This window comes from Paenibacillus wynnii, assembly GCF_030812855.1.
Lineage (GTDB): Bacteria > Bacillota > Bacilli > Paenibacillales > Paenibacillaceae > Paenibacillus_AQ > Paenibacillus_AQ wynnii_A.
In genome coordinates, this window is record NZ_JAUSTK010000029.1 from 52066 (window position 1) to 67219 (window position 15154).

The 15154-nt window shown below is 46.0% G+C and carries 14 protein-coding genes; 1 reads left to right on the forward strand and 13 read right to left on the reverse strand.

All coding sequences use genetic code 11. The features are described 5' to 3' along the window. Positions 1-462 precede the first annotated feature (462 nt). The 4 genes from gltX to J2T20_RS21305 all read right to left on the reverse strand — a co-directional run bounded on the left by gltX (position 463) and on the right by J2T20_RS21305 (position 4330). Positions 463-1926, reverse strand: coding sequence for a glutamate--tRNA ligase (gltX, locus tag J2T20_RS21290; RefSeq protein ID WP_307591308.1), 1464 nt, complete (start codon positions 1924-1926; stop codon positions 463-465). A gap of 51 nt (positions 1927-1977) precedes the next feature. After that, positions 1978-2466 carry a 2-C-methyl-D-erythritol 2,4-cyclodiphosphate synthase gene (gene ispF, locus J2T20_RS21295; protein ID WP_307591309.1) on the reverse strand — a complete coding sequence of 163 codons (489 nt, stop codon included), beginning with the start codon at positions 2464-2466 and terminating at the stop codon, positions 1978-1980. Further along, the gene (ispD, locus tag J2T20_RS21300; protein WP_307591310.1) at positions 2463-3161 is read right to left on the reverse strand and encodes a 2-C-methyl-D-erythritol 4-phosphate cytidylyltransferase; all 699 of its coding nucleotides are present in this window, start codon (positions 3159-3161) and stop codon (positions 2463-2465) included. Before ispD ends, ispF begins: the two co-directional genes overlap by 4 nt. A gap of 80 nt (positions 3162-3241) precedes the next feature. Continuing rightward, positions 3242-4330: a PIN/TRAM domain-containing protein gene (locus J2T20_RS21305; protein WP_307591311.1), complete on the reverse strand. Its 1089-nt coding sequence runs from the start codon at positions 4328-4330 to the stop codon at positions 3242-3244. A 213-nt stretch (positions 4331-4543) separates the two neighbouring features. On the opposite strand from J2T20_RS21305, the gene J2T20_RS21310 reads away from it, so the two are divergent. Continuing rightward, positions 4544-4939 (forward strand): DUF1573 domain-containing protein, encoded by a 396-nt coding sequence (locus tag J2T20_RS21310; protein WP_307591312.1) that lies wholly within the window; start codon positions 4544-4546, stop codon positions 4937-4939. Between the two features lie 108 nt (positions 4940-5047). On the opposite strand, the gene pssA is transcribed toward J2T20_RS21310, so the two are convergent. The 9 genes from pssA to J2T20_RS21355 form a co-directional block, all read right to left on the reverse strand. Beyond that, positions 5048-5785 carry a CDP-diacylglycerol--serine O-phosphatidyltransferase gene (gene pssA, locus J2T20_RS21315; RefSeq protein WP_307591313.1) on the reverse strand — a complete coding sequence of 246 codons (738 nt, stop codon included), beginning with the start codon at positions 5783-5785 and terminating at the stop codon, positions 5048-5050. 63 nt (positions 5786-5848) lie between these two features. Beyond that, positions 5849-6925 (reverse strand): DNA integrity scanning diadenylate cyclase DisA, encoded by a 1077-nt coding sequence (gene disA / locus J2T20_RS21320; RefSeq protein WP_307591314.1) that lies wholly within the window; start codon positions 6923-6925, stop codon positions 5849-5851. Positions 6926-6940: 15 nt separating this feature from the next. Continuing rightward, complete coding sequence (gene radA / locus J2T20_RS21325) at positions 6941-8311, reverse strand: DNA repair protein RadA (protein ID WP_307591315.1); 1371 nt, start codon at positions 8309-8311, stop codon at positions 6941-6943. Positions 8312-8559: 248 nt separating this feature from the next. Further along, positions 8560-11025: an ATP-dependent protease ATP-binding subunit ClpC gene (clpC, locus tag J2T20_RS21330; RefSeq protein ID WP_307591316.1), complete on the reverse strand. Its 2466-nt coding sequence runs from the start codon at positions 11023-11025 to the stop codon at positions 8560-8562. A gap of 36 nt (positions 11026-11061) precedes the next feature. Then, positions 11062-12129, reverse strand: coding sequence for a protein arginine kinase (locus J2T20_RS21335; RefSeq protein WP_307591317.1), 1068 nt, complete (start codon positions 12127-12129; stop codon positions 11062-11064). Between the two features lie 28 nt (positions 12130-12157). Next, entirely contained in the window at positions 12158-12682 is a 525-nt protein-coding gene (locus J2T20_RS21340; protein WP_307591318.1) for a UvrB/UvrC motif-containing protein, read from the reverse strand. A gap of 30 nt (positions 12683-12712) precedes the next feature. Then, complete coding sequence (locus J2T20_RS21345; RefSeq protein WP_307591319.1) at positions 12713-13174, reverse strand: CtsR family transcriptional regulator; 462 nt, start codon at positions 13172-13174, stop codon at positions 12713-12715. A 329-nt stretch (positions 13175-13503) separates the two neighbouring features. Further along, complete coding sequence (locus J2T20_RS21350; RefSeq protein WP_307591320.1) at positions 13504-14673, reverse strand: GNAT family N-acetyltransferase; 1170 nt, start codon at positions 14671-14673, stop codon at positions 13504-13506. A 231-nt stretch (positions 14674-14904) separates the two neighbouring features. Then, positions 14905-15154: hypothetical protein (locus J2T20_RS21355; protein ID WP_307591322.1), on the reverse strand; the 250-nt coding region annotated here is incomplete at its 5' end.

Below are 15154 nucleotides of genomic sequence, written 5' to 3' on the forward strand. Positions count from 1 at the left end.
CCCATCTGTCTCATAGAATGAATATGCAGCAAATCTAGCTTTGTTGTTGTATGTTGAAATAATTATTAATTCCTCTTAAATTTCAACAAAAAACGCCCCTGCAGCATAAAGCTGCAGAGACGTTTAACCGCGGTCCCACTCTGCTTGGACGACTATTCACTCTACTACTAGTACTAGCAATAGGCAATATCGTCCCACTTGGCGTCTTTAACGGCAACGTTCCCGGCACGAACTAACAGGTCTCCTAATGAGACTCGCTCAACCGTGCAGCTCACAGGCGCATGTTCCGCGGCGGACAAATGAATAACTCTCAGCCTGAAAAGGAGGACCCTTTCCTGGTTATTCTCTCTGGCATCTGCCCTTGTACACGTACTTTTCCTGATCAATGCTATTCTAATATTCTTCTATTTTAGCGAAAAGGGCGGGGACTGACAAGAGGGTCTCCCTACCTTTAACACATTCTTAAGCCCCTTTAATCTGCGATTTCAAGCGCTCAACAACACGGTTTTTGCCCAGTAGCGCAATCGTCACATTCAGATCACGACCGTGAGTTTGTCCCGTCAAGGCCACGCGAATCGGCATAAATAATGCCTTGCCCTTGTGTCCGGTCTCTTTCTGCACTTCTTTAATCAGAACTGCCATATGAGCGGAAGTGAATTCTTCAGTTCCTTCAATCTTGGCAAGTAAAGCAGAAAGAACTTCCGGGACCTGGCTCTCAGCGAGAATCTGAGCCCCTTCGGAATCCAGCTCCAAGTGACTGCGGAAGAACATCTCCGACAAACCTACAATATCAGAAGCAGAATTCATTTGCTCTTGATAAAGTGCAACAAGGCTCTTAGCCCAAGCTTCTTCTTCCTCGTTAAGCTTCTCCGGTAATCTTCCAGCCTTCTGCAAATGCGGAATGGCTAGTGCAGCAATCCGCTCAGGATCAGCATGTTTGATATAGTGATTATTTAAGTGAGCCAGTTTGTTTGTGTCAAACACGGCCGGGCTCTTAGATAAACGGTCTGTATTAAATATAGAGATAAGTTCTTCTTTGCTGAATATTTCCTCTTCTCCCTCAGGAGACCAGCCTAGAAGAGAGATGAAATTGAACATCGCTTCAGGCAAATAACCCAATCCATCATACTGCTCAATAAATTGAATAACAGACTCATCACGTTTACTCAACTTTTTGTGGTTATCACCGACAATTAGCGTCATATGGCCAAACAAGGGTGCTTCCCAGCCGAGAGCTTCATAAATCATAAGCTGACGCGGTGTATTTGAAATATGGTCTTCCCCACGGAGAACATGAGAGATTTTCATGAGATGATCATCTACAGCAACCGCATAGTTATAGGTAGGAATGCCATCCTTTTTCACGATAACAAAATCGCCCATTTCCTTAGTTTGGAAGGAAATACTGCCTTTTACGATATCATCGAAAGTATAAGTGCGGTCCTCTGGAACTCTAAAGCGAATGCTCGCAATACGGCCTTCGTCCTCGAATGCCTGGCGCTGCTCTTCCGTCAAATCACGGTGCTTACCGGAATAACGTGGTGTCTCTCCTCGTGCAGTTTGTTCTTCCCGCTCTGCTTCGAGTTCTTCTTCCGTGCAGTAACAACGGTAGGCTAAGCCACGATCCAGCAAGTCTTGTGTATGCACACGGTATAAATCAAGCCGTTCGGTCTGCCGATAAGGGCCGTATTCTCCGCCCACATCAACACTCTCATCCCAGCTCATACCCAGCCATTTCAAATACTTCAGCTGGCTTTCCTCGCCGCCTTCAACATTGCGCTTCACATCGGTATCTTCGATCCGAATAATAAATTTACCGCCCTTATTACGGGCAAATAGATAGTTAAATAGAGCCGTTCTGGCATTTCCGATATGTAAATGTCCCGTAGGGCTTGGTGCATACCGCACCCGGACTTCATCCGCCATTTCATTCCCTCCGCTTCATATGTTTAAAACTTCTAGTCGAAATCTTCCATCTCAAGATGATATCACATCTTGAAGCAGACAGACAATAGATTGGGCAGCAATGCCCTCGCCGCGTCCCGTGAAGCCAAGCTGTTCCGTAGTGGTTGCTTTCACATTCACCTTGGATGGATCTGCTCCCAATGCCCGGGCGATAATTTCCGTCATTTGCGGAATGTAAGGTGCCATTTTCGGCCTTTGAGCAATAATGGTATTATCTATGTTCCCCAGGCGATAGCCTTTCTGACGAGCCATATCCCAGACCTGCTCTAATAATTTAAGACTGTCCGCATCTTTAAAAGCCTCATCGGTATCGGGAAAATGCCTGCCGATATCACCCAGACCAAGTGCACCCAGAATGGCATCGGTCACTGCATGTAAAAGTACATCTGCATCAGAATGACCCAGCAATCCCTTCTCATAAGGAATTGTCACACCGCCAATGATACATGGGCGTCCCTCTACAAGCTGATGTACATCAAAGCCCTGTCCTACAGCAATCATGACTGTCCATCTCCTCTTGATCTTCTAGTATATTCCGCAAAATCTAAATCCTCTGGTGTAGTTATCTTAATGTTACTGTAGCTTCCCTCAACTACAGAAACTGAGATCCCCGCTCGTTCTGCTAAGCTTGCGTCGTCTGTTCCGACAAAGCCATCCCGTTCCGCTAACTCATAGGCGGCTTTTAATTCAGAAAGACGAAAAGTCTGCGGGGTTTGAATCGCCCACAGACTTCGCCGATCCGGCGTTGACAGAACTCTGCCCGCGCCGTCCACCTGCTTAATAGTATCTTTCACGGGTACAGCCAGCACGGATGCGCCAACCTGCTCAGCACGCCGGTAACAGGCTTCGATTTGATCGGGTTGAACAAAAGGGCGAACCCCATCATGTACCATTACCCACTGGGTTCTAAGTTCCAGCAGCCCTTTATAAACGGAATACTGCCGTTCGGTACCCCCGGCTATAACAGCGATTACCTTGTCCAGCTTATAGTCTGCGATCCATTCCTTGCAGCGATCTATATCCTCTTCACCGGTAACCAGTACGATCTCGGAGATCAGCTCATGTTGCTGAAATACTTCAAGCGTATGAACGACAATCGGCTTGTCCTGCAGCAGCAAAAACTGCTTGCTCTCCGCCGTCCCCATACGTGTTCCTCTGCCTGCCGCCACAATGACGACGCCAACACTGTTTGACATGATCAAGGCTCCTGTCTTTCCTATATAACCTTATCATAACGTGTTTAGCAGGCGATTTCCAACCCTTTCAACTGATAGATCTATTGTGCTTTTTCCAATAGCTTGGGTTTGGCGAAGATCATCCGGCCTGCTGAGGTCTGTAAAACACTTGTAACCAGTACCTCCATGGTTGTGCCGATATATTCGCGTCCACCTTCCACTACAATCATAGTACCATCATCTAGATAAGCAACACCTTGACCATGTTCCTTACCGTCTTTAATGACCTGAACTATAATTTCCTCACCAGGAAGCACAACCGGCTTTACAGCATTAGCAAGGTCGTTGATATTAAGAACAGATACCCCTTGCAGCTCACATACTTTGTTGAGGTTGAAGTCATTTGTAACTACTTTACCGCGCAAAACCTTGGCTAACTTCACCAACTTGCTATCCACTTCGGAAATTTCCTCGAAATCCCCTTCATAGATCAACACTTTTACATCCAGCTCTTTCTGGATCTTATTGAGTATGTCCAGTCCGCGACGCCCGCGGTTACGCTTAAGCAGATCGGATGAATCTGCAATATGCTGTAGTTCTTCCAGTACGAACTCCGGAATGACAATTGTACCCTCAATAAATCCTGTCTTGCAGATGTCGGCAATTCGCCCGTCGATAATGACACTTGTATCTAAAATTTTGTGTTCTTCCAAGCCTCGTCCTTCCGGCTCTACAGGAGGACCCCACCGACCGCTTGTCCATAAAGAAGCTAATTCTTCTTTTTTCGCCAGACTTACACGTAGCCCCATGTAACCGCATGCTACGGTTAGAACTACCTGAAGCAGCTGTCCCGCTGTTCCCATCCAGGTCATACTAGGATAAAGCAAGAGAGATAACAGAAGCCCTCCAATGAGTCCCGTAGCTCCCGCGGCCAAATCATTCATTGGAATACGCGAAGTATGCAGGACTGCCTCTTGGAGCTTTGTACCTCCCCATTCCGCGCACAGAGTTCCAGCAAACAAAAAGATAATGGCACCCAGCATCGCAAACACAATGCTTCCTTCTACTGGCAGACCCGCTGATAATCGTTCCATCCCAGCAGGAAATCCATTTTCCGCCATGTGGTATAACGAATAACCGAACCAACCCCCACACAATCCGGCAAAAGACAAAATCACTTTTTTCCACATTTCTTTACGCACCTCCTTTATTCTCCAACCAAAATGGTCTACTCCTCACCAGTATGTTCCAATTTTTAGGACGATAATCGTACAACCCTTATTTTTTCTAACATAAATGGTCTTCTTGGCGATAAAGTCTAGTGTATGTCTTATTCCTTGTTGAAAAGAAGAGGTGGAGTGGCATATAATGAACTCAATTATGAACCCAGGGGTGAATGAATAATGAGCGCACCAAGTTTACAGGCCTTTCAGGATCAAGTTTCCGAATTGCTGCTCCGTCACCGAAGTCTTCTGGATGTCCTGTCCAAAAATGGACAAAGCAGTGCTTCTGTCAACCGTGCCGTCGTTAAAGCAGTCACCGAATGCGGTTGTATCGAACTGCATGCATCCAAGCAGGTCTTTGAGCCTGGTAATACACTTGAAGAAGCAAAGGAAACCGCTGGTACTCACGTACTAGGGGAACTGTGCGAGAATTGTCGTGAAGTTATCGGTTCTGAACTTGGTCGTGAACTATTCTACATGTCGGCGTTATGTAACTTACTCAACATCAATATGGACGAGATTGTGGTCAAGGAATCGCAAAAATGTGCCACACTCGGACTATTTAATTTATCCTAAGAACGTCTCTTATCATCTCTGCACAAAAAAAAGGCTTTGCTATCCTCATCGGATGACAAAGCCTTTTTATAATGCACACGTATTTTTGAAGTGAATATAGATTGGTGCTTAGCCGTTTTTAGAGTGATACACCTTTTCTTCAGAACGTCTTCTGCGGCGGTGTCGGCGTCTGGCTGTCAATCTATCCACATTTTGCTTTAGACCGTACAAGGCATAAAGAGCCAGAAGAACAAAGATCAGCTTGGCAATTTGCTCGGGAAAAACGACTGCAACGGCTACGGCGACTACAATAACTAATGGTGCACCTACAACCGCTTTTTTGGGTAAACCTATTTTTTTGAAATTTGGATATTTAACAGTACTGACCATCAAATAAGATAAAAGTAATGTAGCAACAATCATAAATGGGGCAGAAACATCGTTATGGAACAGCGCTAATGTCGCTAATACGCCACCAGCAGCCGGAATCGGCAAACCTATAAAATACCCGGGAATTCCAGGCCGAACGTTAAAACGGGCCAGGCGTAGGGCTCCAAACACCGGAAAAATTGCAGTTACTGTCCAAGCTAAAGCTGGATTTAAGTCATTTAGGCTTGTAACATACATAATAAAAGCAGGTGCTGCGCCAAAAGAAATTACATCGGATAGAGAGTCCAGCTCCTTGCCAAACTCACTTTCCACTCCAAGCGCGCGGGCAACACGTCCATCTAGACCGTCTAAAAGCATTGCAATAATAATCATAATAGCGGCCATGCTGAGCTTACCGTCAAACGCCATCATGATTGCAAACATCCCAAGCATCAGATTACCTATGGTAAACAGACTCGGAATTGATTTTGTTATCATTTCGTCACCTCTACACTTTCATTGAGCCTTTAACGTCTCCAACATTACGTGATTGTATGTTATTTACATTTGTCTGTCAATAAGAACTTGCTTTTGCAAACGCTTTAATCCGTCCTGAATGTTGCGCGCCCGAACTTCTCCAATTCCATCCACTTCATCCAGTTCCGCAATGCTCGCCCGCATCAGATTCGGCAGCATTTCGAAGCGCTCCACCAGATTATGAATGATAACATTTGGCAGCCGCGGTATTTTATTTAGAAGACGATATCCGCGTGGCGTTACCGCTTCCTCTGAGGTAATTGCCGTTAGTGAATAGCCAAGCAGGCGTGCGATGTGGTTGTCATCCATCAGCTCATCATCACTGGCTCTTTTGAGTCCGGCGATAATCTCCCGAATTCCCTCTTCTTCCTCTTCTCTTGCATAGTCTCTGTAAAGAAGCCATGCTTCTTCCTCTGTATTTCCAACCAGTTCTTCCATTTGCATGCTAATTAACCGGCCTTCATTCCCCAATTCATTGATGTAACGCTTGATTTCCATCTTAATTCGCAGAACCATTTCCACACGCTGGATCACACCCACTACTTCAGGTACAGTCACAGCTCCCTCATACTCTGAAGCCGACAAATTGGTAAGTCCTTGAGTAAGAACGGCTTTATATTTCTCAAGCGTCTGGATCGCCTGATTCGCCTTCGCTAGAATGGCCCCGATTTCTTTCAATGCATAACGGATAGAGCCCTGGTATAAGGTGATTATATTCCGCCTTTGAGAAATGGATACCACCAGTTTCCCGGTTTGCTTAGCTACACGTTCTGCTGTTCGGTGACGAATTCCCGTTTCAATGGATGAGATTGAGGAATCCGGTATCAGCTGTGTATTGGCGTACAATATCCTCTTTAAATCCTCACTAAGGATAATGGCTCCGTCCATTTTGGCCAGCTCATACAAGTAGTTGGGGGAAAAGTCGCAGTTAATGGAAAATCCGCCATCGACAACTTCCATCACCTCCGGACTATATCCGACAACGATCAGTGCCCCGGTCTTTGCGCGAAGCACATTCTCCAGACCCTCCCGAAAAGGTGTCCCAGGTGCTGCCAGCCTGAGCAAGTCATTCATATTATCCAGTTGGTTGTATTCTTTCATTATTTCCTGTGCCCCCTAATCTAACGCGACCGATAGTGCATCTGCTACAGTGCTGACACCAATAATCTGTATATCTTTTGGGTGCTTCCAGCCTTTCATACTTTTTTCGGGCATAATCACCCGCCGGAAGCCCAGCTTTGCAGACTCTTTCACACGCATCTCCGCACGCGAGACTCCTCGAACCTCGCCGGTTAGCCCTACTTCACCAAAAAAAACATCGAACGGCTTCGTCGGAATATCGCGAAAGCTGGAAGCGATGCTAATGGCCACAGCCAAATCGATGGCAGGCTCATCCAGCTTCACCCCACCGGCGACATTGACATAAGCATCCTGATTCTGAAGGAACATCCCCATTCGTTTCTCAAGCACGGCAATAATAAGTGCCATACGTTGGTGGTCCATGCCCGTACACATCCGCCGCGGTGAAGGGAAGTGTGTAGAAGCAACAAGGGCCTGCAGCTCTACGAGTATCGGACGTGTACCTTCCATACTGGCTACAACCGTTGAGCCAGCCACCCCCAGAGGACGTTCCGACAAAAATAGCTCCGAAGGATTATCCACCTCTGTCAGTCCGATCTCACCCATTTCAAATATGCCAATCTCATTCGTGGAACCGAAACGATTCTTCACAGCCCGTAGCAATCGATACGTGTGATGACGTTCTCCTTCAAAATAAAGTACGCAGTCAACCATATGCTCAAGCAGCCGCGGGCCTGCTATCGCGCCTTCTTTAGTGACATGCCCGACAAGCACCGTAGCGATACCGCGAATTTTGGCGATACGCATAAATCTTGTCGTACATTCCCTCACCTGAGTCACACTGCCCGGAGCACTTGTTACTTCCGGCATATAAACCGTTTGTATGGAATCGATGACAAGAAATTGAGGCTTAATCTGCTCAATCGCTTCCTCAATGCTTTCCATATTGGTCTCACAGAGTACGTATAATTCAGCAGAAAGCGCACCCAAACGATCCGCGCGAAGCTTTGTCTGGCGTACCGACTCTTCACCAGATATATACAAGACCCGCAAACCTTGTACGGTCAGAGCATGTGAGGTCTGCAGCAGCAGTGTTGATTTGCCGATGCCGGGATCTCCTCCCACGAGCACCAGTGAGCCAGGAACGATGCCTCCGCCGAGCACACGGTTAAGTTCTCCGATGCCGGTAAGAATGCGAGGCTCCTTGTCGCTTTCTATATTTATGATCGATTGCGCCTTTTCTTTACTCTGAAATATAGGAGCATTCATTCCTTGGGTTTTGACGGCACTGCTTTCTACTTCCTCTACCATGGAATTCCATGCCTGGCATCCCGGGCACTTACCGAGCCATTTTGCCGACTCATAACCGCATTCCGTGCATTGAAATTTAGTTTTTACTTTAGCCATGTGTTCTCCTTCGATCTGAAGGCGGAGGAATCAATCAATCTCCGGCTTACTACATTATTTCACAATATTCACTGCTCTATGATGTTCAAACTTAAAATTGTGGATATTTTTATCTTCCTTCAAAGTTTACCATTTCTGTCCCTTCAACGAAAGGTTATTTAACAAGTGGATTCATACCAATCTCAAGAAATAGATAAATAAAAAAGCCCCGAACCCAATCGGTTCGAGGACTTTCATATTTCAAAAGGTTATTCCTTTTCTGCTTGCACTTCTGCTTCATGAGTTACGGCTTCAATCTTCGTGACTACAAGCTCACCATTGACTTCATCAATGTTGAGTGAATCACCTTTTTGAATGTTACCCTTTAGCAGCTCTTCGGAAAGTCTATCCTCAATATGCTTCTGAATAGCGCGGCGTAGAGGCCGGGCACCAAAAGCAGGATCATAACCTTCTTTGGCTAGGAAGGCCTTCGCTTGATCGGTGAGATAGAAGTCAACATCAAATTCCTTCAGACGCTTGCGCAGCTCTTCAGACATAAGAGTAACGATTTCGGCAATATGCTTCTCATCCAAGGAGTGGAAGACAATAATCTCATCGATACGGTTAAGGAACTCGGGACGGAAGCTCTTCTTCAGTTCTTCCATTACTTTACCCTTCATGTTGCCGTAATCCGCTCCCGCATCTTGTACTGCCGTAAAGCCAAGCGTTGAGTTTTTCTTGATCGCCTGTGCTCCCACGTTCGAAGTAAGAATAATCAGTGTGTTACGGAAATCGACAACCCGACCTTTGGAATCGGTCAGACGACCGTCCTCAAGTACTTGCAGGAGAATATTGAATACTTCCGGGTGAGCCTTCTCGATTTCATCAAGCAGAACAACGGAGTAAGGTTTACGACGAACCTTCTCTGTTAACTGTCCGCCTTCTTCATATCCAACATACCCTGGAGGCGCTCCGACCAAACGTGAGGTGGAGTGTTTCTCCATGTATTCTGACATATCGATACGGATAACGGCATTCTCATCACCGAACATGGCCTCTGCGAGTGCGCGAGCCAATTCCGTTTTACCAACACCTGTAGGTCCGAGGAAGATAAAGGAACCCATTGGACGCTTCGGATCCTTAAGTCCTGCACGTGCCCGGCGAAGTGCCCGGCTGACAGCTTTGACTGCTTCATCTTGGCCAATAACACGTTGGTGCAGCAGAGACTCCATATTAAGCAGGCGGTCCGTCTCTTCTTCCTTCAACTGACTTACTGGAATGCCCGTCCAACTGGCCACAACTTGTGCGATATCCTCTGGTGTAACTTCGGAATCCGTACGGCCTTGTTTTTCTTTCCATTGGTTTTTGGTTGTATCCAGCTCTTCACGGATTTTTTGTTCCGTATCACGAAGGGCAGCTGCCTTCTCGAACTCCTGGCTTTGTACAGCAGAGTCCTTCTCCTTGCGGATATCATCCAGACGCATTTCCAATTCCTTCAGATTCGGCGGAATGGTGTAAGAGTTAAGTCTTACCTTCGATCCTGCTTCATCAATCAAGTCAATCGCTTTATCCGGCAGGAAACGATCCGGGATATACCGATCGGACAGCTTCACAGCTTGCTCAATAGCTTCGTCCGTAATCTTTACACGGTGATGAGCTTCATAACGGTCACGCAATCCGTAGAGAATTTGTACAGCTTCCTCTGGTGAAGGCTGATCCACACGAATCGGCTGGAAACGACGCTCCAAAGCGGCATCTTTTTCAATATATTTGCGGTATTCATCTAATGTCGTCGCGCCTATGCACTGCAATTCTCCACGGGCCAAAGCCGGCTTAAGAATATTGGATGCATCAATTGCACCTTCTGCGCCGCCTGCACCGATTAAGGTATGAAGCTCATCGATAAAGAGTACAATGTTGCCTGCTTGACGGATTTCATCCATGATTTTTTTGAGACGATCTTCGAATTCACCACGGTATTTTGTACCAGCCACCACAGAACCCATATCCAGGGTCATGACACGTTTGTCACGCAGTGTTTCCGGAATTTCGTTATTGATGATTTTTTGTGCCAAACCTTCAGCAATAGCGGTTTTACCAACACCAGGTTCGCCAATTAGCACCGGGTTATTCTTAGTACGGCGGCTGAGAACCTGAATAACACGCTCTATTTCCTTGCTGCGGCCGATAACAGGGTCCAGATGGCCCTCTTTGGCATATGCCGTTAGATCTCTAGCCAGACCGTCCAGCGTTGGTGTACTAACGTTGACAGGAGCTCCGCTGTGGCTCGAAACGGAATCGTTACTGCCCAGAAGCTGCAGAACCTGTTGACGGGCTTTGTTCAAGCTAATTCCAAGGTTATTTAGAACGCGAGCAGCTACGCCCTCTCCTTCACGGATAAGTCCGAGTAAAATATGCTCTGTACCCACATACGTATGACCCAGCTTGCGGGCTTCGTCCATGGACAGCTCAATGACTTTTTTGGCACGTGGAGTATAAGCAATGTTCGTAGGTTGTTCTTGACCTCTGCCGATCAATTGCTCGACCTCATCTTGAATTTTCTCAAGACCAAGACCCAGACCAATCAATGCCTTCGCAGCAATGCCGTCTCCTTCACGAATTAAACCGAGCAAAATATGTTCTGTGCCGATATTGTTATGTCCCAAACGTACGGCTTCTTCCTGCGCCAGCGCCAGCACCTTTTGTGCCCGTTCCGTAAATCTTCCAAACATCATATCTCCTGCACCTCCATGAATAATAAATATCTATAATTAATATTTGGTCCCCAAAGTTTCCCTGAGCAGCTTCGCCCGGTACATATCTCTTTCGGTAGTGCTCATTTCATCGCCGAACATCTTCTCCAGAAATCCTGGCTGCGTCTTCACATTCAGCTCATTCATTATTGAAACTGAAGGGCCTTGAAGTATACCCAGATCTACTCCTAACCGTATATCAGACAATCGCTGTGCCGATTCCTTGAGTTCAAGTACAGCTGCATACGATAAAATACCGTAGGAGCGCATTACTCGATCTGTTATTCGCAGCGCGGAATCGGCAAGCAGACGTTCACGTGCATTTCGTTCATGTTCAATAATTTGCATAACCACGCTTTGAAGATTGTCTATAATTTCGCTTTCGGACTGGCCTAGTGTAATCTGGTTGGAGATCTGAAAAATATTCCCGACCGCCTCACTGCCCTCTCCGTAAATCCCTCTTACCGTTAAGCCCACTTGGTTAACCGCAGACAGGATACGATTGATCTGGTGGCTCATTACCAAAGCAGGAAGATGCATCATAACCGAAGCCCTAAGTCCTGTTCCTACATTCGTGGGACAACTGGTTAGATAACCTCTTTTATCATCAAAAGCATAATTAACAGTTTCTTCAAAAATATCGTCGATAGCTGTTGCGCGTTCCCAGGCCTCTTGAACCTGAAAGCCCGGAAACAAACATTGTATGCGCAGATGGTCCTCTTCGTTAATCATAATACTGACGGACTCATCTTCATTCAGCATGACGGCTCCACCCTTAGATTCATTGACCAGACTAGGGCTGATGAGATGTTTCTCCACCAATACCTTCTTATCCAGCTCCTCTAATTCATCAAGTCTCACCATCTGAAAAGAACCGTATTCCGTCGCCTCTTCTCCGCTAAATACGGGAGTAAGCTGCTCCAGTACCTCTTCTGATTGCTCCAATGAAGCCAGCAGTGGAAAAGGAATGTGCTGCAAATTACGGGCGATCCGAACACGGCTGCTGATGACAATCTCGGAATGGCTTCCGCCACCACTGCGCATAAAATCGCTGAGTGCTTGTTCGGTGAACCGAAGATTTGGCATGTCGTGTCCTCCCTATATATCAAAGACTTTACTCTTGTGCAATTTCTTTTTCAAGTCGGCGTATGTGGTCCCGAAGCTCGGCAGCCTTTTCGAACTCTTCCTGCAAAATACTGATTCCGAGTTCCTGCTTCATTTCCTCAATCTGCCGCCTTACCACAATTTGTGCACCAGCTCGTTTTGGAATTTTCCCGACATGCAAGGTGCTGCCGTGTACCCTCTTGAAAAGAGGATCCAAACCGCTGTTAAAATATTTATAGCACGAGCTGCAACCGAACCGCCCCAGTTTACTGAATTGGGAGTAGGTCATACCGCATTCCTCGCAGGCTAGCGTTTGTGCGATCTTGGATGCGGCCGACTTTTCTTTGCCCGGCCCTTCCAGATCGAGCAATCCCGACAGCAAACTGTGAATGGAGAATCCTCCTGGGGTTCCAGGAATTAATTCACCCTTTTCTCGAGCACAGCTCTCACAAATATGAAATTCCGTCTTCTCCCCGTTCACAATTTTGGTGAAGTGGAGTGTTGCTTGCTTGACACCGCATTCCTGACAGAGCATAACGGCGGAGTCCCTCCCTTAGATTGACAATTATTTACCCAATAATGAAATGATCATCGCCTTCATAAGTTTGGCACGAACCTCATCCCGATACGGAAGCTTAATGGTCAGGCAATCCCGGGAAACAGCGGCGCGTAAGAGGCACGCTTCCCGCTCGCTTAGAAAACAGGCTTCCTCTAGCTGATAAATCAGGCCTTCTGCAGCATTTTGGTCAATTTCACTGCCTATCGTGTGATTAAGATGCGCATACAACGCCACATTCTGAGGAAGCTCAAAGCGTTGTATCCGAATATAACCCCCACCGCCGCGTTTACTCTGCACCAGGTAGCCTTTTTCCAAAGTGAAGCGCGTACTAATAACATAATTTATCTGTGACGGTACGCAGGAGAACTGGTCCGCCAGATCATTACGCTGGATTTCCACCGTACCTTCAGGACTTTCATGCAAAATATTCTTCAGATATTGTTCGATAATATCGGAGATATTACGCATCACTCATCCTCCAGTGTTATAAGCTTAGAGTCCAACCGACCTATCGCAAGGCGATAACCTATAAGGAAGCTTAACCAAAGAGTAAAATTCCGAATCCCGGCTACTCCTTGATATTTGTGCATTAGACCTTCTTAGTGTGACCACTTCCCTGTACTTCACATACTCTGCGGGTGTTAATAGGTTTTTTAGCATTTCCTTATAGTCCAGTTGTTTACTCCGTTGACTTTGACTTTCTTTGACTTATTTAACATTATAGCATATTCTCTGGGATTGCCAAGAGGACGGCTCTTATTTTTTCATTTTGAACAATGAAATGACTCCCCATCTATTTAAAAGAAGTCCAATAAAGCCGTTTGTGCACGCGGAACAGCCTTTTCCAACCAGGATACCGCAGAAGGGTTACCCGTTAGAGCCCCATACTGGAAAATCTCCCCCGGACGTTTATAACCAAGCAAAAGAACCGTAAATGTTCCAATGTCACAGGTCAAATCCGCTTGTGTAAAATCACCCTCAGACCGTACCAAGGACGATTGGCCTTCTTCCGACACACTCCACTCCCACAATCCGGCATTCCACGGAGCATAGTCATCCTTGATACAAAGTGTTGCCTTACCCTGAACTCCTGCAGCAAAAGAATATCCTTCCACAAATGCTTTGGCATTCACAATTCTCCCCATAAAGTAAGGGTAATTCTCTTGAGGAATACGCGGATCGGGAAGTAAATAGGGAAGGCAGTCATCAGCCGGAACCAGCTTTAGCGAAGCCTGGGTTATCATGGAGTCATGATTGCAGAGGAAGGTCCATAATCCACGGCGAGCTTTTTCATTCAAATAGATAAACTCATCAATGACCAGCTCTTTGTTCTCTATCTTATACAGCACATAACCTTCCGGATTACCTAACGTTGAGTAAAAAACCGCATCATGGCCTTCCTCATCCACAACTGCATTCTCCCACCAATCCTGGTTGCGGTCTAATGTCCCGTTATACTTGGAAGCAAATTCAGTATATAAAATACTCATTACATTAATATCATTAACATCACGTTTTACCTTACCATCAATCTCGGTCTTCAGCGGAAATTTTGCAACGGGAATGGTGTATTTCTTATATTCACAGAAGATCTCCCAACCATACTTACGATAAAAGGGCACGTAAAATGGATGTAAAAAGGATAAAAGTTGTCCAGATTCATTCATCTTTTCGAGCGCATGCGTCAGCAGCTTAGCCACAAGTCCTTGTCTACGGTTCTCAGGCCAGGTCGCCACACCTGCAATACCACCCATTGGAATGACTCTCCCTTGTACGAATACTTGCAGAGGCAGTAATGTCAACTTAGCACTTAGCTCTCCCTCATCAAAAATACCCCATACCCGTTCTGGTTTGAATCTTTTTTGCGCCTTTACTCTAGCTTTCTCGGAAAGAGTATATTGAAAAGCATACTCTGACAAACTGACACTGGATTCGAATTCATCGGGAAGCAACTGCCTGATCTCCACAAATGTCACCTCATTAATATGTATTTATTCTTATTCTATGGATGCAGATCCAGATGCGCAAGCCACTTGTGTAAAAGATCAAACGATTCAGTTATTCATAGAAATAGTTATCAACAGGTCCAGTTTAAAGCTATAATTTAACATGCGTAAAAAACCACCAACAGGCGAATTATCAACATCTTAGAAGAATGTATCCACACCCCCCTTTACCTATGCACATTGATCCGTGGATTACTTGTGTTTTTCATAATAAAACACTGATAAACCCTTGCTATACCCACAAATTTGGCGATTTGAGTCGGTTAAATGATATATCCACATGTTTGTAAGTTTCCTGTGTTTTTCTGTAATTATCCACAGCATTTCCACAGGTAAAAAAGAAACACAAAAACCACTGTTGAATGAATCAACAGTGGTCTCATGTGCTTGGCAACGTCCTACTCTCCCAGGACCCTTCGGTCCAAGTACCATCGGCGCTGGA